This is a genomic window from Treponema sp. OMZ 840, from assembly GCF_050937815.1.
Taxonomy (GTDB): domain Bacteria; phylum Spirochaetota; class Spirochaetia; order Treponematales; family Treponemataceae; genus Treponema_C.
The window spans coordinates 249,918-272,157 of the sequence record NZ_JACDIJ010000001.1 but is presented as its reverse complement, the minus strand read 5'-3'; the positions used below and the strand labels follow the sequence as shown (position 1 = coordinate 272,157).

Here is a 22,240-nt window from a genome sequence, read left to right as displayed (position 1 = left end):
ATTTCATGACAAAGACAAAGTTTGTCTATTTTTTCGGCAACGGTAAAGCCGAAGGCGATGCATCCATGAAAGAAGGTCTCGGCGGAAAGGGTGCAAATTTGGCCGAAATGACTAATTTGGGAATTCCCGTTCCGCCCGGGTTCACCATTTCAACTGAGGTTTGTAAATTATACTACGAAAACGGAAAAAAATATCCCGACGGACTTGAAAGTGAAGTTGCGGAACATCTTGAGCGCCTTGAAAAACTTATGGGTAAAAAACTCGGAGATGCAAACGATCCTCTTTTGGTGTCGGTACGCTCCGGTGCCGCCCTGTCCATGCCCGGTATGATGGATACCATCTTAAACCTGGGTATGAACGACAAAGCCGTTGAAGGTTTGTCGGCAAAAACCGGTAATCCGCGTTTTGCATGGGACGCATACCGCCGCTTTATTCAAATGTTCGGCGACGTTGCAATGGGTGTTCCTTCCGAAGGGTTTGAAAACGCTTTGGACGACATTAAGGTTTCCAAGGGCGTAAAGCTCGACACCGACCTTGATGCCGAGGACTTAAAAAAACTGGTAGGACGCTACAAAGAGATTTACAAAAAGCACACGGGAAAGGACTTCCCCCAAAACCCCGTCGAGCAAATGTGGGGTGCCATCAATGCCGTATTCGGTTCGTGGATGAACGAACGCGCCATCAAGTACCGCGCATTGAACAGTATCCGCGGCCTTGCGGGAACGGCGGTTAATATTCAGTCTATGGTATTCGGAAACTTCGGCGACGATTCGGGAACGGGCGTGTGCTTCAGCCGCGACCCCTCAACCGGAGAAAACAAATTTTACGGCGAATACCTGATGAACGCTCAGGGTGAGGACGTTGTAGCCGGTATCCGCACTCCCGAAACCATCGAAAAACTTGCAAGCGAAAACAAAGAAGTGTATGCCGAGCTTATCGCTATCCGCGACCGCCTCGAAAAACACTACCGCGATATGCAGGATATGGAATTTACCGTTCAGCAGGGAAAGCTCTTTATTTTGCAAACCCGTAACGGTAAGCGCACCGGGCAGGCTGCCGTACGCTGTGCGGTCGAAATGGTTGAAGAAAAACTCATCGATAAAAAGACCGCCGTTATGCGCGTGTCTCCCGATCAGCTTGACCAGCTTTTGCACCCGAGAATCGATCCCAAGGCGGTTAAAGAAACAAAGCCGCTTACAAAGGGCTTAAACGCTTCTCCGGGAGCCGCCTGCGGTCAAATCGTCTATACGGCCGACGAAGCGGATTCGTGGGTACAAAAGGGCCACAAGGTTATTTTGGTACGTAAAGAAACCAGCCCCGAAGATATTACCGGAATGGTTGTGTCCGAAGGTATTTTAACGTCTACCGGCGGTATGACCAGCCATGCGGCCGTTGTTGCCCGCGGTATGGGTACCCCCTGCGTATGCGGCGCTTCGGAAGTGCTTTTTTCAAACGGAGAAGTATTTATAAACGGTAAAGCTTTTCAGCGCGGCGATTTTATCACCATCGACGGTTCTTCCGGCTGCGTATACGAAGGTCAGCTTCCCCTTATCGACTCTGAAATCTCCGACCGTCTGCACACCTTCCTCGACTGGTGCGATGAAGTGCGCAACGCTTCGCTGCGTACCAATACCGACGGAAACGCAATTAAGGGATTCAGCGTCCGCGCCAATGCCGACCAGCCCGCCGATGCAAAGCATGCATTCGATTTCGGCGCCGAAGGTATCGGTTTGTGCCGCACCGAACACATGTTCTTTGACCGCGATAAATTGATTCACTTCCGCGCAATGATCGCTTCCGACACGGAAGAACAGCGCCGCGAAGCTTTGGCAAATATTTTGCCCCTGCAAAAGAAAGACTTTGTCGGTATTTTCGAAGCGATGAACGGCCGGCCGGTAACAATCCGCCTTTTGGATCCGCCGCTTCACGAGTTTATTCCGCACACGCAAACCGAGCGCGAAGAGCTTGCGCACATTATGCACATCGACTTGGAAAAGTTGAATGCAAAGCTCGACGCCCTGCACGAAATGAACCCGATGCTCGGCCATCGCGGCTGCCGTTTGGCTATTACCTATCCCGAAATTTACGAAATGCAGGTTGAAGCTATCGCCCTTGCCGCCGCCGATTGTATTAAGCGCAAAATCGACGTAAAGCCCGAAATTATGATTCCGATTGTCTGCGATAACGACGAATTGGAAATTATCCGCGGTCAAGCGCAGGCTATTATTCAAAAGGTATTCGATACGGAAAAAGTCAAATTCGATGTGCAAATCGGTTCTATGATTGAAGTGCCGCGCGCCTCGCTCCTCGCCGATAAACTTGCCGAACATGCGGACTTTTTCAGCTTCGGTACAAACGACTTAACGCAGATGACCTTTGCGTTCAGCCGCGACGACGCCGGTAAATTCCTTACCTCGTATTTGGTAAAGGACGTGCTTATAACCGATCCGTTCAAAACCCTTGACGAAGAGGGAGTCGGTGAACTTATCAATATTGCACGCATTAAAGCCCGTTCCAAAAAGCCCGGCTTAAAGCTCGGTATTTGCGGCGAACACGGCGGCGACCCCGATACGATCGACTTCTGTTACCGTGCCGGATTGAACTACGTTTCCTGTTCTCCCTACCGCGTGCCCGTCGCCCGTTTGGCTGCGGCTCAAGCGGTTATCCGCAACGGCTGATAAGGTATAAAACTACAGAGGACCTCGGCGCTGTCGGAATCCTGATCGGTTTATAAGACGGCGCTGTCCGTTTATAAGGGGCTGCCCTCAATGAGGGCAGCCTTTTTTTATAGGTTAAGACTGTTCAGTCGGCAGCTTTCCTACAAATCCTTGCGCATTCGGGCGGGACTGATGCCGTAGGTTTCTTTAAACGCTTTTTGAAAATAGCCGTCCCCGTAGTAGCCGACCGCCTGTGCTATTTCTACAATGGATAATTCATCATTATAAAGCAATTCAAGCGCCCTTGTCATTCTTACCTTTTGCGTGTATTCATTTATTGTCGTGTTAAAACAATCTTTAAAACCCGTTACCAATTTTTGCTGATTGATAGAAAATTTTTTAGTGAGCTCCGCAATGGTAAAATGATCTGCAAAGTGTTCTTCTATAAAAGTTTTTACATTTTTAAGAACAGCCTTGTCTTTTTGGGAAAGGTGCACATTTGTTTTCGGTTGTGCCTTATAAACATAATCGTAAAGAAGTGAAAAAACCTCCAAGCATTTACCTTGAATATAAAGCTTTAATGCTGCTCCTTCCAGTGTACATTCTTTAAGGCTGTCGCAAATTGCGGTTATTTTCGGAATGACAATCGGCTCGGGATTAAGTACACTTGCCGCTCTTTCAAAAAAATCATCCTCCAATGTTATAGGCAAAGAAGAAAAAAAAGTTTTACGAAAAGCAAAGCCTATATTTACCAGCCGTACATTCGGCTCAATTCTTTTATATCCGTAAAAGTAATCATAATTGACATAGGCATTCAATCCATATTCAAATTCGGTACTGTCATCCTGCTGTTGATAATAAGATGCGGCTCCTGTGTAGTATTGCCCTGCTTCAATAATCCGCTCATCTATATACTCTTTAATAATAAAAGGCTGATACAGTGTGCAATCGGAAATGACCGCCATAGCCGTCCCGGTATCTCCCAAAACGGAAAAACCGCCTGAGCCCTTTGTTTTTTCCAATATATAATCTCTTCTTCCGTCTTTTACATGTTTGACAAAACCGAAATCCTCAAAATCCTTCCAATAGTCTTCAAGCGTTCTCATATATCTGTCCTTTTTAAAGTTTTTTCTGTTCTATTTGAAGATTAGAATAACATATTAGACTTAAAATTGCAAGTATTTATATATTTTCTTTCTTATTTGAAGAATTGATGTGTTGACAAAAATATCCGGTACGGATACAATAAGACAAGTTAGTTAAGACTAATCCAAATACTTATAGGAGCATTTTGTGAATAAAAAATCAAAGGGGATAATGGACTATATTTTCCATTATTCAAATAAGGGAAAAGTTTTTCTTACCGCAAGTATTTTTTTGTCCACACTGGGAATGGTGTGCAATGTTATTCCGTATGTATCGGTATATTTTATAGCGAGGATATTTTTAACGGCGGGAGAAAAAACCGGTGTTTTCTTTTGGATAATTACCGCAGGCTGCGCTGTGTTATGCAATTTGATTTTTTCGTTTTTAGGCAGCGTCGGCTGTCATACTGCGGCATTTAAGATTTTGTATACCTATAGAATAAAACTGATGGAGCATTTGGGCTCATTACCGCTCGGCTTTTTTTCAAAAAACACAAGCGGCTCCATTCAAAAAATCATGGACGAAAATATCGAAAACATGGAAGGTGTCATCGCCCACATGCTGCCCGATTTAATCGGCTCATTGATTGTGCTGATCTTATTCTTTTCGGGAATTGTCTATCTTAATTGGATTATGGCATGTACCGTTTTCCTTGCGGTCGTTATTGCCTTTAGTTTTCAGGCTTTGATTTTCGGCGGAGAAAAAGCGAAAGAAAGGTATTCGGATTATATGAAGCGCTCAGCCGATATTACCGGCAATTTTTCCGAGTATGTAAAAGGAATGGCGGAGGTAAAACTGTTCGGACGGGCAGGCGGCATATCAAAAAACCTGGAGCACAGTCTTGATAAATGCCTTGATTGGGAGATAACCAATTACAGAAATTCCGCTTTTTTTATGAGTATGTATAAAACGATAAGCCTTTCCCTCCTTGCCTTTGTTATTCCGGCCGGCGGTTTTTTGATTTTACAAAATCCTTCAGGCGATACGGTCTTGGCGGTTGTCACGGCATTGATTATCGTTCCCGCACTGTACGACCCGCTTTTAACCTGTATCGATTATGCAACGCAGCTTAATTTCACAAAGGCAGGATTGACTCAGATTGATACCATTTTAAATGAGAGCGTTTTTGAGACAAAAAACACTGCGGAAAAAGAAAGCGGTAATACGGTTGTCTTTGATTCGGTTTCATTTTCGTATCAAAGCGAGGCGGATCCGCTTAGAAGGGAGGCACTGAGCGGCGTTTCATTTACCTGTAACGAAAATGAAATGACCGCCCTGGTCGGAGAATCGGGAAGCGGAAAATCCACCATCGGGCAGCTCCTGGTACGGTTTTGGGACGTACAGACCGGCAGCATAAAAATAGGCGGTAAAGATATAAAAAACATTGATACAAAGGACTTAATGGAAAAAATCGCCTTTGTATTTCAAGACACCCATATTTTTTCGGATACGGTGCGGGCCAATATCGCGATGAACAAAAAACGCTCCGATGCGGAAATTATCGAAGCGGCAAAAAAAGCGCGCTGCCACGATTTTATTATGAATCTTCCGCAAGGGTACGATACCCCCATCGGTTCGGGAAATATAAAATTATCGGGCGGAGAAGCACAAAGACTTTCCATTGCACGGGCTTTTTTAAAAGATTCTCACATTGTCATTTTGGACGAGGCTTTGGCTTATACCGATGCGGAAAATGAAAACTTAATACAGGAAGCGATTAGAAATCTCATTAAAGATAAAACCGTTATTGTTATTGCGCACCGGCTTAAAAGCATTATGGATGCGGATAAGATTATTGTATTGAAAGAGGGGAAAATTATAGAAGAAGGCACACATGGAAGTTTAATTGAAAAAGACGGAGCATATAAAACGCTGTGGGACTTACAGTTTGAAGCGGAAACATGGGAAATAGCAGGCAAGGAGAGGTGAAGAAAAATGAAAGAACTGATAAGAAAATTTACGATGGGGCATCCCGGGCAAATGACGGAACCGGTGATATGGTATTTTTTGGAAGGCTTTGCGATAACCTTTCCTGCGGTGGCGGTGTATTTTGCAATCAATTTATTTATCGAATATTTTAATACTCCCGCCGTTATCTTTGATAAAGGGTATTGGACTATTGCACTGTGTCTGGCAGGCTTTTTTCTTTTACAGCTGACGGTCAGTACGGCTGCTTTTTTAAGGACCTTTCTTCCCGGTGCGCGCAATTCGGCACGGAATAAAAAGGACTTTATTCAAAAAATAAAAAAATTGCCGCTCGGCTTTTTTTCCAAAACCCGTTCAGGGGAACTTATCAATACGTTTACCGGAGACTTTTTGGCGATTGAGCGGAGTATGGTCGGCGCTCTTACCGGTCTTTTCGGTGTTGTTTTTTCCTGTGTTGCAACGTCGTTTTTTATGTTTTGGTTTAATTGGAAAATGGCGCTGGCCTTTTATATTACACTCCCGATTTCCGCAAGTATCATTTTTGTTTCGTTGAAAATAACGGGAAAGATTGTTGTAAGCTCAAGAGCGGCTAAAGACGACACTGCGGAGGCGTTAAACGAATACCTTTCCGGTATGAAAATATTGAGAAGTTATAACCAGATCGGAGAAGGTTTTTCCAAACTTGAAAACGCATACAAGCATCTGAAAGAAATCAGTATAAAAAGTGAAACTGTCGGCGGTGCACTTTTAGGCTTTGCCTTAACCTTTGCACGTGCAGGACTTCCGCTTATGTGCTTTACGGGGACCTATCTTATTTTCGGCGGAGAAATAGGCTTAACCGAATTTTTAAGTATCCTTATCATCGGCACTAAAATAATAAGTCCGCTTCTTACATGGATTCGATACATCGCCGCTCTTAGAATGTATTATGTCAGTGCAACAAGAATCGACACCGTTATGAGCGAAAAAGAATTAGGCGGAGAAAAAACAATAGAGCCAAAAGATGTAGGCGGCATTGAGTTTGAACATGCAGGCTTTTCGTATGTAAAGGGGAAAAAGGTTATTGATGATATATCCTGCACTTTTAAGAAAAATACGCTTACCGCCATTGTGGGGCCGAGCGGAGGAGGAAAGTCCACCATATTAAAACTTATTGCGCGGTTTTGGGACGTAGATGCGGGAAGTATAAAAATCGGCGGTGTTTCGCTCAATGAAATAAATCCCGACAATTGGCTTAAACATATTTCGATGGTGCTGCAGGATGTGTACCTCTTCCATGACACCGTAAGAGAAAACATTATGTTCGGAAACAAAAATGCAACGGAAGAAGATATGATCCGCGCTTCAAAGCTGGCGGGCTGTCACGAATTTATCGAAAAACTCCCCGAAGGATACAACACCCTTGTCGGAGAGGGCGGCTCCACTTTATCGGGCGGTGAAAAACAGCGCATTTCGATTGCCAGAGCTATTTTAAAAGACGCACCGATTTTGTTACTCGACGAGCCGACATCGAGCTTGGACGCAAAAAATGAAGTGTCGGTTCAAAAAGCCATATCCCATTTGGTTAAAGACAAAACCGTCATCATGATTGCTCACCGGTTAAAGACAATAAAGAACGCCGACAACATCATTGTTTTGGATAAGGGGCGGATTGTTGAAGAAGGCTCTCACTCCGAATTGCTGGAAAAGCAAGGCTTGTATGCACGGCTGTGGCAGCTGCAAAACAAATCGAAAGAATGGAAAATTTCGGTAGGGTAGATGAAAAATATATGCCGGTATTTACTCATTCGGCATGATAGAGTAAAATAGAAATCACAAAAATAAGCTTTTTTATCATAAGGAGAAAAGTATGTATACAAAAATAATAAAAAACACGTCGAAGGGTTTTTTAAAAAAACTGTTCGGACAAAATCATATTGAAAAAATCGCTTTGTCTGAAGACGGTTTTGTCGTTTTTATGGATAAGGGGGATGAAATACCCTTATATTTCAAGGATATTAAAGCGGTAAAATCAAATTTTTATTTTGATAAAATAACACCCCATCGTACAATAACGATATTAATGAACGATCAAAAAGAATACAGTGCGGATATTGCTCCTGAAAAAGAAGAAATCGATTCCGTCCTTAAACATTACGCAAAATATCAGTTGAATGGAGACATTCCGGAAGAAATAAACAGTATTAAGGTTATTTTGCAGTATGGCTTAAATGATTACAATATTCGAATAGAAAACGGAAATTTAATTGAAACAAAGCGGGGCCGTGATGCTTCATTTCCATTAAACACAATAGAATATTATAGGATAGATAAACCGTCAAATACAATCAATATTAAATTCAAAGATAAAAAAACATTTATCACTTTGAGTGCAATACATGTAACAAATATTTGGCTCGTTCTTGAAATTTTGGAAAAACTCGCCAAAAAACAAAAGTGGCCGATATAAAAAAATTATAGGTGTGATTATTGCATTACTTGACTCAAATAAATCTTTGTATTAAATTATGAATGAATAATAAAAAATATTCATTCATAAGAAGGCGAGTATGGATAAAAAAGAAGAACTTTTAGCAAGCGCGCATGCCGTTTTTGCAAAAAAAGGGTATAAGGAAACAAATATTTCCGATATTACAAAATCCATTCATATTGCAACAGGTTCGTTTTATAAATATTATGCTTCCAAAGAAGATATATTTTTGGAAGTGTATAAACGTGAAAATATAAGAGTCAGACAAGCGGTTATGGAGCAAGTTGATTGGCAGATGCCGATCGAAATAGTTGTTGAATCCTTGTTCTCCGTAACTTCAAAACATTTGTTCGGCAATAAAATAATGGCGGAATGGAGCAATCCTAAAATCTCAAAGGTTTTGCATGAATATTATTTTTCGGAACAAGGAAAAAGGGATAATCAATTTCATCACTTTTTAACGGCTGTGCTCGATAAAAAATAAAAGAATTAAAAATCAATAGTCGATTGGCTTCTCAATTAAAGAGAGTATATGAGTTTTTATACTATATCGATTGTCATATAACGGATTCGGATTTTGAAGGCTGCAGCGAGGTAATCAGGATTCTTACTCTCTATTTTATAAAGGGTGTGGTGTCCGAAGCCTCCGTTCCATCAGATTCTTAAAAAGCAAAACATAATTACGGAGCATTCATATGATTTTATACTACAGTTCAACCGGCAACTCAAAACACATTGCCGATAGGCTGGGTAATTTTTTAAACAGTAAGCCTGTCGATATGTGTTCGATAAAAGAAAAGACAATTAATGTAGCCCACGAAGATTTATATATTGTTACATTTAATTGTTTTTGGGGGGTGTCCGAAAAAGTAAAATCTTTTATCTTTCAAACCGAATTTAGAAATATAAAAAATCTCATCTTTATTTTAACATGCGGCGGTATTTTAGGCGGGGCGGACAGACAGGTGGAAGAAATCTGTGCCGAAAAATCATTGCCGAAACCGACAATTTATGAATTAAGAATGGTAACAAATTATTCAATATTGCACGGTATTCCCAATATAGATGCACAAAAACGAAAATTGAAAAAAGCGGACATCGGCTTGGAAAAGATCATGCAGGGAAAAAAGAAGGCTTATCACAGTCCTTTTATAATGAAGCTGTTGCAGCCCTATATTCACCGCAGTTACAAAGCGTATCAAAGTACAAAACCGTTTTATGTTTTGGATTCCTGTATTTCATGCTCGCAATGCGAAAAAAATTGTCCCGCCTCTGCAATAAAAATGGTAAACGGAAAGCCGCAATGGATAAAACCTCAATGTGACAATTGTTTAAAATGCCTGCACCTTTGCCCGAAAGAAGCAATTAACTACGGCAAAACCACTGTAAAAAGGCTCAGGTATTTTTATAAAAACCCGAAAAATGCTATGGAATAGGAAAAAAAGCCGCATACGGCAATCGACACAAGTAAAGATTCACGGTACAATAAATTCTATCAAACATACGGTTTAATAGCCGTCAAAGGCAGGCTTGATAAGCATGGAGAGATATCAGGATATAAACAAGGCGAGTATAGACAGATGGATTAAAGCGGGCTGGGAATGGGGAAAGCCGATTTCACATGAAGTGTACGAAAATGCAAAAAAAGGCAAGTGGAATGTCTTGCTTACACCGACCCGTACCGTCCCTCACGAGTGGTTCGGTGATTTAAAAGGTAAAAAAGTTTTAGGACTTGCTTCGGGCGGCGGACAGCAAATGCCAATATTTCAAGCCGTGGGCGCCGAGTGTACGGTACTCGATTATTCATCGAAACAAATTGAATCGGAACTGTTTGTTGCCGACAGGGAAAAATATGAAATTCGGGCTGTACAAGGTGATATGACGCAGTGCCTTCCCTTTGACGATGAAACCTTTGACATTATTTTTCATCCGGTTTCAAATTGTTATATCAAAGATGTGTATCATGTTTTTAATGAAGCTTATAGGGTTTTGAAAAAAGGCGGGATTTTGCTGTCGGGTTTGAATAATGAAATAAATTACATTGTAGACAGCGAAGAAAAAGAAATTATATGGAAAATGCCGTTTGACCCTTTGCAGGATGAAAAATCAAAACAATACGGCATAGAAAATGATTACGGTTTGCAATTTTCCCATACTCTTGAAGAACAAATCGGCGGCCAATTAAAAGCAGGATTTACTTTAGTCGATTTGTATGAAGACACGAACGGTACAGGCAGACTTCATGAATTGAACATTAAAACCTATATTGCTACAAGAGTAATAAAGCGATAGGAAAAGGCGGATGTTTGTTATTGAAACGAAACTTAGTGTGAAGGACTTAATGAAAATAAAAAAATGAAAATTGCATTAATTATTATAATTATATTTTTTATTATTCCGATTCCCGTTTACTATAAGGATGGAGGCAGTGTCGGCTATAAAGCTGTTTTATATGAAATTATAAAATATCACCGATTGGATATGGAATCGGATACAGGATATAAAGACGGATTGGAAATAAAAGTTTTTGGGAAAACCGTTTTTTCTAAAAAGTAACCGACTTTTTAGAAAAAACCGCTAGCGTCCGCAGCATGCGGCAATGCAGCGTCCTAGCGTCCGCAGCATTGCTTATACTTTTTCCCCGAACCGCAGGGGCAGGGATCGTTGCGGCCTACTTTCGGCGTTGTGCGCACTACCGTCACGTTTTCGCCCTGACGTTTTGACGCAAAGGGCGAGGCTGCTGCGGCCGAACGCGCGGCTCCCGCATCAAAGGCGGCCATCGCATTGTGCTGGGCGTTCATCTGCATAGTGCGAGCCTTTCGCTGCATATCTTCACCCCGGTCGTTCGTTATCTTCACTTTAAAGACACGCGAGGCGATTTCGGTGCGGATACTGTCGAGCATTTCGTCGAAGATATTAAAGCCGTCGATTTTGTATTCGGTTAAGGGATTTTTCGAGCTGTAAGTGCGAAGGTATACCGCTTCGCGCAAACTTTCAAGGGCTTCGAGGTGGTCGAGCCATTTGCGGTCTATAGCCTGTACGTATTGATAGCGGATAAACATATTCAGGTTTTCTTTTCCCGCCAAAAGTTCTTTTTCGCTTAAATCGTTTTCAAGCGCGCTCATAATACCGCTTACAAGCTTGTCTTGTACGGCATCCGCTTTATGTTCCGCCTGTGCGCTGTGCAGCAAGTCCTGAGAAAGCGGGAGGGCAAAGCTTTGCTTTAATTCGGAAGCAAGCTCGCTTGCAGCTCCTTCGGCGTTTTTGCGCGCCGCTGCGGCGTACTCTTCGGCAAATTCTTCAAGGGTTTCGCGGGCGGTCAGTAAAATGCGCTGTTTTAAATCCTCGTCGGTTAAAATGGCGTCGCGCTGATCGTATATAAAGCGGCGCTGTTCGTTTAAAACGTCATCGTAATCGAGCAAGTGCTTACGGATTTCAAAGTTACGCTCTTCAACCTTGCGCTGCGCTTTTTCAATTCCCTTGGTAAGCCAGGGGTGGTAAATAGGCTCTCCCGGTTCCATACCGATGCGCGACATAAGGGATTTCATCTTTTCGCCGCCGAAAAGCCGCATTAAATCGTCGTCCATCGAAATGTAGAATTTACTGCGGCCCGGATCTCCTTGACGGCCCGAGCGTCCTCGAAGCTGGTTGTCTATACGGCGGCTTTCGTGCCGCTCGGTACCGATAACGTAAAGGCCGCCGGCCTGCTTTACTTCTTCATAATCGGTAAGCCATTTTTCTTTTTCGATTTTATACGCGCTTTCATACTGCTCCTGTGTCGCTTCGGTTCCGGCACGTTTTTTTGCCCTGAATTCGGGGTTGCCGCCCAGCTTTATATCGGTACCGCGGCCTGCCATATTGGTTGCAATCGTAACCGCCCCCTTGGCCCCCGCTTCGGCAATAATCAAAGCTTCGCGCGCGTGGTTTTTTGCGTTCAATACCTCGTGGCGGATTCCCTTTTTGGTAAGCAGGGCGCTTAAATGCTCCGACTTTTCAATCGACACCGTACCGACCAAAACCGGCTGTCCTTTTTTATGGGCTTCGGCGATTTCGGCACAAATGGCTTCCCACTTGTCGTGCTCGTTCAAATACACTTCATCGTTTTCGTCGATACGGGCAACGGGCTTGTTTGTCGGAATAACAGTTACGTCCAAATCGTATATTTTGCTGAATTCGACCGCTTCGGTATCAGCCGTTCCGGTCATGCCCGACAATTTGTCGTACATACGGAAAAAATTCTGAAAGGTAATCGTCGCAAGAGTGCGGTTGCGCTGGGCGATTCTGATATGCTCCTTCGCTTCTATAGCCTGGTGCAAACCTTCGCCGTAGCGCCGTCCTTCCAAAATACGGCCGGTAAACTCGTCTACGATTTGTACCTGCTTGTCTTTTACGACATAATCGACATCGATTTTATAGAGGGTGTGGGCGCGCACGGCTTGTGTAAAGTAGTGAATGTATTCAAAGTTTTCTTCGTCAAACACCGAGCCGCGGATTAAATTGTGCTTTTGTAAAATCGCTTCGATTTTAAGCATACCCGCGTCGGTAAAGGATACGCGCCGGCTTTTTTCGTCGAGCGTATAATCTCCGATAACCTCTTCGCCCTGTACTTCGTCCGGGTATAAACCGGTTTCCGGGTTTTTTTGTACTTCTTCAAGCTGACCGACGTATTTATCGACTTCGAAAAATTTAACCGTGTCGTCTTCGCCCTGTCCCGAAATAATAAGGGGGGTACGCGCTTCGTCGATTAAGATGGAGTCGATTTCGTCAACAATGCCGAAAGCAAAGCTGCGCTGTACCTTTTCGGCAGGGCTTAACTGCATATTGTCGCGCAAATAATCGAAGCCCAACTCGTTGTTTGTGCCGTAGGTAATGTCGCAATTGTAAGCGGCTTTGCGCGCCGCGTTATCCATATTCGATACGATTGAGCCGACCGTAACGCCTAAGTATTCGTAGACGGGACGCATCCAGTCCGCGTCGCGCTGAGCAAGGTAATCGTTTACGGTTACAACGTGAACGCCTTTTCCGGCTAAACTGTTTAAATAGGCTGCGGCGACGCACATAAGGGTTTTACCTTCGCCCGTTTTCATTTCTACGATACGGCCGGAGTGAAGCACTATTGACCCCATAACCTGCACGTCGTAGGCCCTCTCTCCCAGTACACGCTTTGCCGCTTCGCGGGCGAGGGCAAAGGCTTCGGGTAAAATATCGTCAAGGCTTTCGCCGTTTTTAAGCCGTTCTTTAAAAAGGGCTGTTTGTTTTAAAAATCCTTCTTTGTCAAGGGCGCTTGCCCATGCTTCTTTTTCGTTGACCTTTGCAACGATAGGCATCAGGGCTTTTACATCTCGTTCCTGTTTGGAACCGAAAAAGAATGTCATTATTGCGTCAATCATACCTTATAATGTACCGCTTATTGACATATTTGGGCAAGCACTTTATGCTGTGTTTATGCTTCGAAAACCGATTTTTTTATGCTGCAAAAATATTCGAACCGGTTGTGTATTGATACTCTTTAGTATCGCGCATCTTTTTTTTGTGTCCTGCGGCGGATCCAAACCTATAGCCGCCTTTGAAAAAGAAACCTTGTTTGATTTGCAGTACGGGGGCTTTGAAAATGAGCTGCGCTTGTTTGATTTACAAGTTCCCGGAGAAGTGCAAACACGCTTGGTTATGAATGAAGGTTTTTTTTATATTGCAAATTCCGAAGCTGCGAAGATAATGGAATTAACGTCTTACGGCGATTTAATAGGTATTTTGTACAATGCCGAAAAAAACCCCGTTCCCTCATTTATCGGATTAAACGGAAGTAAAACCGTTTCCGCTTTGGAAGCGAATAACGGTGTCGCAACGCAAAATGCGGTTGCATATCCTTTTAATAAAATCAGCGCCCTTGCAGTGGATTCGGGTAAACGCTTATATGCGGCCGATATACTTCCTAGAGAGCGTTTTGTATTTGATGAAAAAACAAAAACACTTTTACGTTCGGTTGTTTTGCGTTTTGAAAGCGACGGATCTTTTATCGATTATTTGGGACAAGAAGGGCCGGGCGGCACTCCGTTTCCCTATATAAAAAACATCTATACGACAAAACAAAACGAATTGGTTGTCGTCTGTTTAATCGAAAACGGTTATGCGGTATTTTGGTTTACTCGTGACGGATATTTAAGATTTAAAGTGCCTTTGCCGCCCTCCGTACTTCCCGAATACGGTACCGACAATTCGGATATTGTGTTTTCAACTTTGGCGCAAGTTATTCCTGACTATAATTCACCCGTTTTATATCTGAAAATAGATTATTTTCCGGCCGAAATAGACGCTTTAACACGGGTTCAATCGGGTATGACCTTCGACCAAACCCTTGTTTATCCTTTGGATTTAAATACGGGTATATACGCCGATCCCATTGCGGTTCCCGATTTTGAACAAACGGTAACCTACGGTTATACCAAAGAAGTATTTGCAATGGCATATGAGTTTTTGGGCGTAACCGAATCGGGATGGTTTTTCTTTATTACAGCGGATACCGAAGGTTTTTCAATTCTTATGTTAAAAGAAAGCGGGCAAAAAATTATCCGCCGGCGTTTACAGATGGATACCGACAATATCGTATATCACAGTTTTTCCCTCTCGCCGTCGGGAATTATTTCGGCACTCGTTGCAAGAGAAGATAAAGCTTCGGTTGTATGGTGGCGCACCGATACGCTTATAGACAGCATTATCCAGTCGAGTCGGAATCGCTGATGAATAATAACGAAGATACTAAAATACAGGAATCGGAACTTAATTTTTATTATAACCGTAAAACGCGCTTGGAGCGGGCGGATAAAAGTGTCCGGGCGTTTTATGACGGTACCGCCGCCGAACCTCCACGCGGTTTATTTAAAGCCCTTGTACATACGAAGCAATCTCGGTTTATGCTTGTTTCGGTTATACTTTGCGTTCTTGTCGTTTTATCGCTTGCATTTTTAACGGGAAGAGATAACAAGGCTTTTTTTGAAGGAACGGATTTTAAGTTGTCCGCTTTTTCATTCGAAGAATCGGTATATGTGAGTGTAAAAGCACAGCAAAAAAATAACGTCGATAGAGAAACGGTATCCGTAAAGTTTTCCGCTATGGATAAAGAAAAAAACATACTTGCCGTACAGGAAAATTCCGCTTTTTCGGATGGAACGCCGACATTTTACAGGACAATTTTTACGGATTATGATATAGTATATGTGCAGGCCGATATCGGTATTAACGGTGAAACTCTGACGCTTCGTACACGGGTTGAACAAAAGTAGGTGCCGGCCGGATAGGGGGATTTCATGATACAATTTTATTTACTATCAGTGGTTTTGAATGCGGCTTCGGGGCTTTTACTCGTATTTTCCAAACAAATACCGGAAGATGCGGCCGAAACGAGTGCTGCCGGATTGAGTTTTTTTGAAACAAAAAATTTTCGTCTTATTTTGGGTATTTTAACTATTTTTACCGGCATTATGAAGCTGTTAACCGTCGTGCAAGGCGATATTCCCGTTTTGGGCGATTTAATACCTGCTCTTGCCGGTATATGTGCCGGTCTTTGTTTGTTGTATGAATATTATAAAGCTTCGGCTTCCGTTTCCTTTACTTTGCCCGCTTTTTTTGAAAAGATTTTTATCGACGGACGAAAATATATGGGGATTTTTTGCATTGTGATTGCAACGCTTCATTTTATTTTCCCCCGAGTACTTTTTTTATAAATCGGTTTTATTGTGAAGACTAAAATTCTCTGTTTTTTATTTTTATTGTGTTTGTTTATTTCGTGTAAAAATAAAACGGATATGTACACCATTGATATCAATGCTGCCGAACATATCGTTTTGGGCGAACGCTGGGCACTTATTACCGATCCTTATGCTGCGTACCGTATAAAACCCTCCGACGGTGCAAGTATTGTAGGTCACGGACGTCAAGGTGATATTATACAAGTTAAGGGAACGGCTATTGCGGTAGACGGTTTAAATGCGAAGCGATCCTTATGGTATCAGTTTTCTACGGGATGGCTGCCGGAAAAAACAATACAAGTGTATTCAAATAAATTAAAAGCGGAATTTGCAGCGGAGAAAATAAAATGAAAGAGATTTTAGTGATCGGTTCTACGGTAGCCGATGTAATTATTCATATAGATGAACTTCCTCGAAGGGCGGAAGATGTTCACGTAATCGATCAAAAATTACAGCTGGGAGGCTGTGCCTACAACGTCGCCTCGGCAATACGGAAGTCGGGAGTGCCTTGTACCCTATGTTCTCCGGTCGGAACGGGAGCTTACGGCGATTTTGTACGTAAAGCTCTTAAAGAAAACGGTATACCGATTTTTACCGATGTGGAAGATAAGGACAACGGATGCTGTTATTGTTTTATCGATAAAACCGGAGAGCGCACCTTTATGTCTTGGCACGGCGCCGAGTATGTTTTTAATCCGGATTGGATGGACAAGGCTGATGTTTTATCCGCCGACAGTATTTATATTTGCGGCCTTGAAGTCGAAGAACCGACGGGAGAAATCTTGGTGCGCTGGCTTGAAGATACGTTTGAACAGTGTTCTCATACCGACGATTCCGGTGTCCGCTCGTTTAACAAATGCCTTTATTTTGCACCCGGTCCGCGCCTGTGCCGTATCCCCTTGGAGCGTATGGAGCGTCTTTTTGCCCTTAATCCCTTTTTACACTTAAACGAAGAAGAAGCCCTTTCTTTTACCGGAGCCAGGGATATAGAACATGCGGCCCACAATTTGGCGGGGGCAACCAAAAATACGGTGGTAATTACCCTCGGAAAAAACGGCGTTTACTGCCTTGAAGACGGTATCAACGGCTATACCGTTCCTTCCGCTCCCGTATGCGTACGCAATACAAACGGGGCGGGGGATGCGCATATGGGAAGCTTGATTGCAGCTTTAAAAAAAGGAAAAACTTTAAGCGAAGCGCTTAAAGAGGCTAACGAAGCCGCCGCCGCCCTTGTCTGCGGGTTTACAGGCGATTGTTAAAATAAATCGCTGTGAGTACCCGTGCGGGTAAGATATAAAATAAGTTCTGTTTTATTGATTTCATAGATTAAAAGCCAATCGGGTGTTATGTGACATTCCCTACAGTTGCTCATATTTCCGCTAAGCTGATGGTCTTTGTATTGTTTTGGGAGAGGCTGTCCTTCCGCAAGTATCTTTATAACCGTTTTTAGCAGTTCAAGATTATAACCTCGGCGTTGAGCCTTCTTGAGGTCTTTTTGAAACCGCCCGGTCGGTTTCAATGTATATTTCATGCAAGCAGTTCCCCGATCATCGTATCTACATCGGTATAACCCCGATATGACTGAGGTTCTTTTTTCATCAATTCAACTTCCCGCATTGCTTCAAGTGTTTCACGATTCGGTATAGGGTTTCCGACCCTGAACGGAATTGCCTGTTCGCGGACAGCTTGCCGTAAAAAAACGGTAACTGCAGTTTCCATGTCCATTCCGAGGTCGGAAAAAAGGCGGAGGGCGTTTTCTTTTAATTCCGTATCGATTTTGATGGTTGTAGTTTGAAGCGGCATACATCCTCCTTTTTCTTAACTTATTATCACTGGTTTGTATGCACGTTGTCAACCCTGTCGAGTTTTGATGTGCAGCTCTGCATACAGTTTTTTGATGTCGTATTCCGTACTTGCCGGAATGACAATTGCCCGCAAAGAGCTGAGGTAAATCAACAGGACGGTTTTGCGCAGTTTTAATTTGTATATATCCGCATATTGTACGGTTAGTGTATTGTTTACGGTTATTTCTTCCAAAAAGGTGTCATAAAAGCGGACTGCTATGTCGGATGCGTACTGTTTTTCCTGTTTAAAAATGAATGCGGCTCTAATCAGTATCATAAGCAAGAGTATAATGACAAGCGGTAGTGTAAAAACGGCGGCCGTCAGTACGGAGGCGATTAATCGTGTTGCTGAAAACGGTTTTAGTGTGTGAGGAAAAACGGTGAGCATACTGAGGCCGAAGAGTACCGACAGTATTTTCGGTGTGAAAAAAAACGCCGAAAGGGTTGCGACAAGCTGCCTTTTCCTGATTTTAAAGGTAATCGATTGTTCCATACGGATTGCCTGTTCCTTAGCGGTTTAATTCCTTTGTGCCGTTTTTATGTTTTGCAATAATATCGGCCGCTTTTTGTGCGCTGATGTTTTCGTATAGTGTGCGTGTTTTGAGGTGTTTCAGCGTTAAAAGATTTTGTTCGGCTTGCGCCTTATCGATAAGGATGCCGAAGGGAACGGCTTTTTTTTCTACGGCCGCATACTGTTGATTCATCTTTTTTGCTTCCGGGAATACTTCTACCGCCAAGCCCGCATTGCGAAGTGTAAAGGCGGTTTTTTGATATACGGACATTAAGCTTTCGTCCGTGCAAAAGATTTCGGCGTCCAAAAAGCCTTCCGCTTCGGCCGCACAGCCGAGTTCGTCAAGGGCGGCGATTAAGCGGTCCAAGCCGATTGAAGCGCCTACACCGCTTATTTGTTCCTTCATATACAAGCCGGTTAAATTGTCGTAGCGGCCGCCCGAGCATACCGAGCCGATTGACGGAAGGTCGTTTAAAAAGGTTTCGTATACCAAGCCCGTATAATAATCCAAACCGCGTGTAATGGAAGGGTCGAGCACAACGATGTTTTCCATACCGCTTTCTTTGATAAAACTTTGTATTTCTTTTAAGCGCTTTATGCCTTCGCCGCCTTCTTCTTCCGTATATTTTTCCATCAGGGCAAGGGTTGCATCAAAGCTGCCGGCGCCTGAAATATAGGCTAAAACCTCTTCCGTTTTTTTAGCGCTGCCGGTTATGTCGTTTAGAATATCGAGTACCTTGTCTTTGCCGATTTTAGCCAATTTATCGACCGTGCGCAAAATATCTTCGCTTTTGCCGCTTAAACCGAGTTTTGTCAAAAAAACGTTAAAAAGACCGCGGTGACTTATGCGTATGGTAATGTTTTTTACGTCTATCGAAAAAAGCGCCTGCCTTATAAGAGAAAGTATTTCAAAGTCGGAGGCTGCACTGTCCGAGCCTACAATGTCGAAATCGCATTGCACGAATTCGCGGTAGCGTCCTGCCTGCGGTTTTTCGCCGCGCCATACCTTGGCTATGTGGTATCTTTTAAAGGGAAAATACAATTCGTCCTTGTGTTCGGCTATAAAACGTGCAAAGGGCACCGTTAAGTCGAAACGCAGGGCAACATCGCGCCCGCCGTTGTCGGTAAAGCGGAATACCTGTTTTTCGGTTTCACCCTCGCTTTTGCGCAGTAAAATCTCCGAGTATTCCAATGCGGGCGTATCTATGGGAACAAAGCCGTATGAGCGGAAAGAGGCGGTTAATTTTTCGGTTAAAAGCGCGCGTTTAATTTCGGCTTGGGGTAAAAAATCTCTAAAGCCTTTGAGTATTTTCGGTTGTATAAGTGCAGTCATATCGTTTATAATAGCCGTAACGGGAGAAAATTGCAATTGCTTTTAGCTTTGGATATAGGAAATACGAATACGGTCGCCGCCCTCTTTGATGATGAGCGTATTGTGTTTAAGCGGCGCATTTACAGCGATACCAAGCGTACCGCCGACGAATACACGTCAGTTATGCGCTCTTTATTCCGCGATGCGGGCGTTTCAGTATCGGATGTGGAGTCTGCCGTGTTAAGTTCGGTCGTTCCCCTTCTTATCGGGCCCTTTATAAGTGTCGTCGTCAATTTGACGGGGAAAAAACCCCTCATTGTCGCGCCGCCCATTTTCGGCAAATTGCCGATAAAGATTCCGGAAACGGCGGTTCATCAAATCGGAAGCGACATCGTATGCAATGCGGTTGAAGCTTATGCGCGTTTACGCTGCCCCTGTATTGTTATAGATTTCGGTACGGCGCTTACCTTTACGGCGATAAGTGCGGACGGCTCTGTTCAAGGCGTTGCCATCGCCCCCGGCTTGGGAACGGCGGTACGCTCATTGTTCAATAATACCGCCCAGCTTCCCTCGGTGCCGCTTGAGTCGCCGCCGGATGCCCTGGGTACGAATACGATTCATTCGATACAAGCCGGTATCGTTCTCGGTTATAAGGGTTTAACCGAATCCCTTACCGAGCGCATAAAGTCCGACCTGTGTGCAAAAACCGGCTGTAAAGCCGAAGATATACGAGTTATCGCAACGGGCGGCTTAAACAGCGTTATAAAGCCCATTACCGATATTTTGGAAAGCGTGGACAAGGATTTGACACTAAAGGGACTTTACCGCATTTCGCTTTGCTGTACCGAAAAAATCGGTACAAAATAACAATGGACGTACATTTACCTTTTATAGCGGTGAAACGCCTCGTTCCGTGTGAATCCATTGCAAACCTTCTCCGGCTTTTACGTTTTTTGAAATTTTTAAACCGATAACCCGTTCGTAATATTCAGGCGAAATACCGACTGAAAGTTCTTTTTCAGTTCGCAGCACTCCTATATCTTTTTCCCGTATTACATCGCCTTTTTTCATATCGTGCATAAAATGTATTGAACGATTTGTGCGCCCGTAATTCGCCTTTTCCGACGGAGCAAGCTCCTTTACACCGTTTCCGATAACTTTTTGGCACAATTCCTCCCCGAATTCCGTTTGCGCTTCTTCGAGGGCTTTTTCGGGCGGCATTTTTTCATAGCGTCGTACCGATTGTACCATGTCTGAAAATAAATCGGGCGGAAGGGCGACCGGATCGTCGAGGCCGCCGGTTGTGCGCGATAAAGTAATATGCTTTTCTATAAGGCGTGCGCCGCAGACAGCGGCCATAACCGGAACAATGCGGGGGTCTAAAGAATGATCGCTTACGCCCGTATCGATGCCGAATTTTTTTGCATACAGGCTTATAAGCGAAAGATTATATTCTTCCGGCGGGGCGGGGTAGCTTGTAATGCAGTGAAGAAGCGAAAGCTTTTTAAGCGGTTTAAAAACCTCAAAAGCTTTTTTTATATCCTCCATTTTCGAAACTCCGCTTGAAAGCACCAGAGGAATTTGCTTTTTTTCGCTTAAAGATGTTTCCAGCGCACACAGCTTTTTCAGCATGGGAAAATGATTCAATTCGGGAGAAGCGACTTTTATATAATCGGGTTGTAAGGCAAACAGTTCTTCGGCAGAGCGTATGCCGAAGGGGGAACACATAAAGCTTTTTCCCAGTGAGCGTACATAATTGCGCATCGTTTCAAAAAAGGACGGCGGCATTTCAAGCTCTTTAAAACGGTCATACAGCCTTATTTTTCCGCCGGGAAGGTTGACATAACCCGTGTTCGGGTGCAAAATCTCGTCGGCATACACCCACTGAAATTTTATACAATCGGCTCCCGCTTCGGCGGCAACATCGGCTAAACGTTTTGCTTTATCCAATGAACCGCCGTGGGACGTTCCTATTTCGGCAATTATGAGTACCTTTGTGTCGTTCATATCCTTATTTTCGGCAGTTTTACCGAACCTTGTAGTTGTACCGGGCGCCGAAACTGACATTGATTAAATCGATCCCTCCGGGAATAACTGAAATCGAAACGTCGAATTTGTCGTTTACCTGTATATTGCTTTCGATTTCTCCTCCGTATACGATAAAACGGTACTGCCAATCTTCATGCTTTGTACCGTGATAAAAGGTAAAACTGTCTTTATAACCGGGAAGCCTATACCAGCTTTGGCGGTATAAAAAGGTGGGACCCAGGCCCGCATTCATCGAAAAACGGCCGATTTTAAACAAGCGTATGCGAAAACCCACGTGAGAAAAGCCTGCAAACTGCATTGCGCAATCGGCATACAGTCCCTGTACGGCTTTTACCGAAACGATGTCTTTCCATAGAAAATAATCGAAATTAAGCGTTACACCCGGATGAAGGACAAAAATACCTCTTGAATCGAATTTATAAGGTATAAGAGGTGCATTCGCGGCTCCCCGCGGATGCATACTTAATCCGAAAAATTTTGCTCCGGCGCTGAACTGTGCAAAAACCGGAAAACAGGTTATGCACATTAAAATGCATATACAAGATATTTTTTGTTTGAGCGTTTTCATATATGTCAGTAG

General features: G+C 43.5%; 22 protein-coding genes. 14 read left to right on the top strand and 8 right to left on the bottom strand.

The window, feature by feature from the left end; genetic code table 11:
• Positions 1 to 5 precede the first annotated feature (5 nt).
• On the top strand, positions 6 to 2,678 hold the full coding sequence (ppdK, locus tag H0R92_RS01345) for a pyruvate, phosphate dikinase (protein WP_432960383.1): 2,673 nt from the start codon (positions 6 to 8) through the stop codon (positions 2,676 to 2,678).
• Positions 2,679 to 2,818: 140 nt separating this feature from the next.
• On the opposite strand, the gene H0R92_RS01340 is transcribed toward ppdK, so the two are convergent.
• The gene (locus H0R92_RS01340; RefSeq protein ID WP_432960380.1) at positions 2,819 to 3,763 is read right to left on the bottom strand and encodes a helix-turn-helix domain-containing protein; all 945 of its coding nucleotides are present in this window, start codon (positions 3,761 to 3,763) and stop codon (positions 2,819 to 2,821) included.
• A 187-nt stretch (positions 3,764 to 3,950) separates the two neighbouring features.
• On the opposite strand from H0R92_RS01340, the gene H0R92_RS01335 reads away from it, so the two are divergent.
• The 7 genes from H0R92_RS01335 (at position 3,951) to H0R92_RS01305 (ending at position 10,755) form a co-directional block, all read left to right on the top strand.
• Positions 3,951 to 5,732, top strand: coding sequence for an ABC transporter ATP-binding protein (locus H0R92_RS01335; RefSeq protein WP_432960378.1), 1,782 nt, complete (start codon positions 3,951 to 3,953; stop codon positions 5,730 to 5,732).
• A 6-nt stretch (positions 5,733 to 5,738) separates the two neighbouring features.
• A complete protein-coding gene (locus H0R92_RS01330) occupies positions 5,739 to 7,487 on the top strand; it encodes an ABC transporter ATP-binding protein (RefSeq protein WP_432960376.1) in 1,749 nt (582 codons plus the stop codon).
• Between the two features lie 91 nt (positions 7,488 to 7,578).
• Positions 7,579 to 8,178: a hypothetical protein gene (locus H0R92_RS01325; RefSeq protein WP_432960373.1), complete on the top strand. Its 600-nt coding sequence runs from the start codon at positions 7,579 to 7,581 to the stop codon at positions 8,176 to 8,178.
• A 100-nt stretch (positions 8,179 to 8,278) separates the two neighbouring features.
• Complete coding sequence (locus H0R92_RS01320; protein WP_432960371.1) at positions 8,279 to 8,683, top strand: TetR/AcrR family transcriptional regulator; 405 nt, start codon at positions 8,279 to 8,281, stop codon at positions 8,681 to 8,683.
• Between the two features lie 211 nt (positions 8,684 to 8,894).
• The gene (locus H0R92_RS01315) at positions 8,895 to 9,635 is read left to right on the top strand and encodes an EFR1 family ferrodoxin (RefSeq protein WP_432960369.1); all 741 of its coding nucleotides are present in this window, start codon (positions 8,895 to 8,897) and stop codon (positions 9,633 to 9,635) included.
• 103 nt (positions 9,636 to 9,738) lie between these two features.
• Positions 9,739 to 10,491 carry a class I SAM-dependent methyltransferase gene (locus tag H0R92_RS01310; RefSeq protein WP_432960367.1) on the top strand — a complete coding sequence of 251 codons (753 nt, stop codon included), beginning with the start codon at positions 9,739 to 9,741 and terminating at the stop codon, positions 10,489 to 10,491.
• Positions 10,492 to 10,554: 63 nt separating this feature from the next.
• Complete coding sequence (locus H0R92_RS01305) at positions 10,555 to 10,755, top strand: hypothetical protein (RefSeq protein WP_432960365.1); 201 nt, start codon at positions 10,555 to 10,557, stop codon at positions 10,753 to 10,755.
• 53 nt (positions 10,756 to 10,808) lie between these two features.
• Here H0R92_RS01305 and secA read toward each other — a convergent pair whose 3' ends face one another.
• Positions 10,809 to 13,589 carry a preprotein translocase subunit SecA gene (gene secA, locus H0R92_RS01300; RefSeq protein WP_432960363.1) on the bottom strand — a complete coding sequence of 927 codons (2,781 nt, stop codon included), beginning with the start codon at positions 13,587 to 13,589 and terminating at the stop codon, positions 10,809 to 10,811.
• 55 nt (positions 13,590 to 13,644) lie between these two features.
• Between secA and H0R92_RS01295 the strand changes: the two genes are divergently transcribed.
• From H0R92_RS01295 to H0R92_RS01275, 5 genes are all read left to right on the top strand, one after another.
• Complete coding sequence (locus tag H0R92_RS01295; protein WP_432960360.1) at positions 13,645 to 14,937, top strand: LIC_12708 family protein; 1,293 nt, start codon at positions 13,645 to 13,647, stop codon at positions 14,935 to 14,937.
• Positions 14,937 to 15,479, top strand: coding sequence for a hypothetical protein (locus H0R92_RS01290; RefSeq protein WP_432960358.1), 543 nt, complete (start codon positions 14,937 to 14,939; stop codon positions 15,477 to 15,479). Before H0R92_RS01295 ends, H0R92_RS01290 begins: the two co-directional genes overlap by 1 nt.
• A gap of 24 nt (positions 15,480 to 15,503) precedes the next feature.
• Entirely contained in the window at positions 15,504 to 15,920 is a 417-nt protein-coding gene (locus tag H0R92_RS01285; RefSeq protein ID WP_432960356.1) for a hypothetical protein, read from the top strand.
• An 81-nt stretch (positions 15,921 to 16,001) separates the two neighbouring features.
• Positions 16,002 to 16,295 carry a hypothetical protein gene (locus tag H0R92_RS01280; protein WP_432960353.1) on the top strand — a complete coding sequence of 98 codons (294 nt, stop codon included), beginning with the start codon at positions 16,002 to 16,004 and terminating at the stop codon, positions 16,293 to 16,295.
• Positions 16,292 to 17,203: a PfkB family carbohydrate kinase gene (locus tag H0R92_RS01275; RefSeq protein ID WP_432960351.1), complete on the top strand. Its 912-nt coding sequence runs from the start codon at positions 16,292 to 16,294 to the stop codon at positions 17,201 to 17,203. Before H0R92_RS01280 ends, H0R92_RS01275 begins: the two co-directional genes overlap by 4 nt.
• Here H0R92_RS01275 and H0R92_RS01270 read toward each other — a convergent pair.
• Genes H0R92_RS01270 through hisS form a run of 4 tightly spaced genes read right to left on the bottom strand, consistent with a single transcriptional unit; the run spans position 17,200 to position 19,632 of the window.
• Complete coding sequence (locus tag H0R92_RS01270; RefSeq protein ID WP_428768358.1) at positions 17,200 to 17,475, bottom strand: type II toxin-antitoxin system YafQ family toxin; 276 nt, start codon at positions 17,473 to 17,475, stop codon at positions 17,200 to 17,202. The two genes, H0R92_RS01275 and H0R92_RS01270, sit on opposite strands and share 4 nt — an antisense overlap.
• Positions 17,472 to 17,747, bottom strand: coding sequence for a type II toxin-antitoxin system RelB/DinJ family antitoxin (locus H0R92_RS01265; RefSeq protein WP_432960348.1), 276 nt, complete (start codon positions 17,745 to 17,747; stop codon positions 17,472 to 17,474). The genes H0R92_RS01270 and H0R92_RS01265 overlap by 4 nt, the downstream gene beginning before the upstream one ends.
• 48 nt (positions 17,748 to 17,795) lie before the next feature.
• A complete protein-coding gene (locus H0R92_RS01260) occupies positions 17,796 to 18,281 on the bottom strand; it encodes a hypothetical protein (protein ID WP_432960346.1) in 486 nt (161 codons plus the stop codon).
• A gap of 16 nt (positions 18,282 to 18,297) precedes the next feature.
• The gene (gene hisS, locus H0R92_RS01255; protein WP_432960344.1) at positions 18,298 to 19,632 is read right to left on the bottom strand and encodes a histidine--tRNA ligase; all 1,335 of its coding nucleotides are present in this window, start codon (positions 19,630 to 19,632) and stop codon (positions 18,298 to 18,300) included.
• A gap of 30 nt (positions 19,633 to 19,662) precedes the next feature.
• On the opposite strand from hisS, the gene H0R92_RS01250 reads away from it, so the two are divergent.
• The gene (locus H0R92_RS01250) at positions 19,663 to 20,478 is read left to right on the top strand and encodes a type III pantothenate kinase (protein ID WP_432960342.1); all 816 of its coding nucleotides are present in this window, start codon (positions 19,663 to 19,665) and stop codon (positions 20,476 to 20,478) included.
• Between the two features lie 21 nt (positions 20,479 to 20,499).
• Here H0R92_RS01250 and H0R92_RS01245 read toward each other — a convergent pair whose 3' ends face one another.
• A complete protein-coding gene (locus tag H0R92_RS01245) occupies positions 20,500 to 21,618 on the bottom strand; it encodes an N-acetylneuraminate synthase family protein (protein ID WP_432960340.1) in 1,119 nt (372 codons plus the stop codon).
• 19 nt (positions 21,619 to 21,637) lie between these two features.
• Positions 21,638 to 22,228, bottom strand: coding sequence for a hypothetical protein (locus H0R92_RS01240; protein WP_432960339.1), 591 nt, complete (start codon positions 22,226 to 22,228; stop codon positions 21,638 to 21,640).
• Between the last annotated feature and the right edge of the window lie 12 nt (positions 22,229 to 22,240).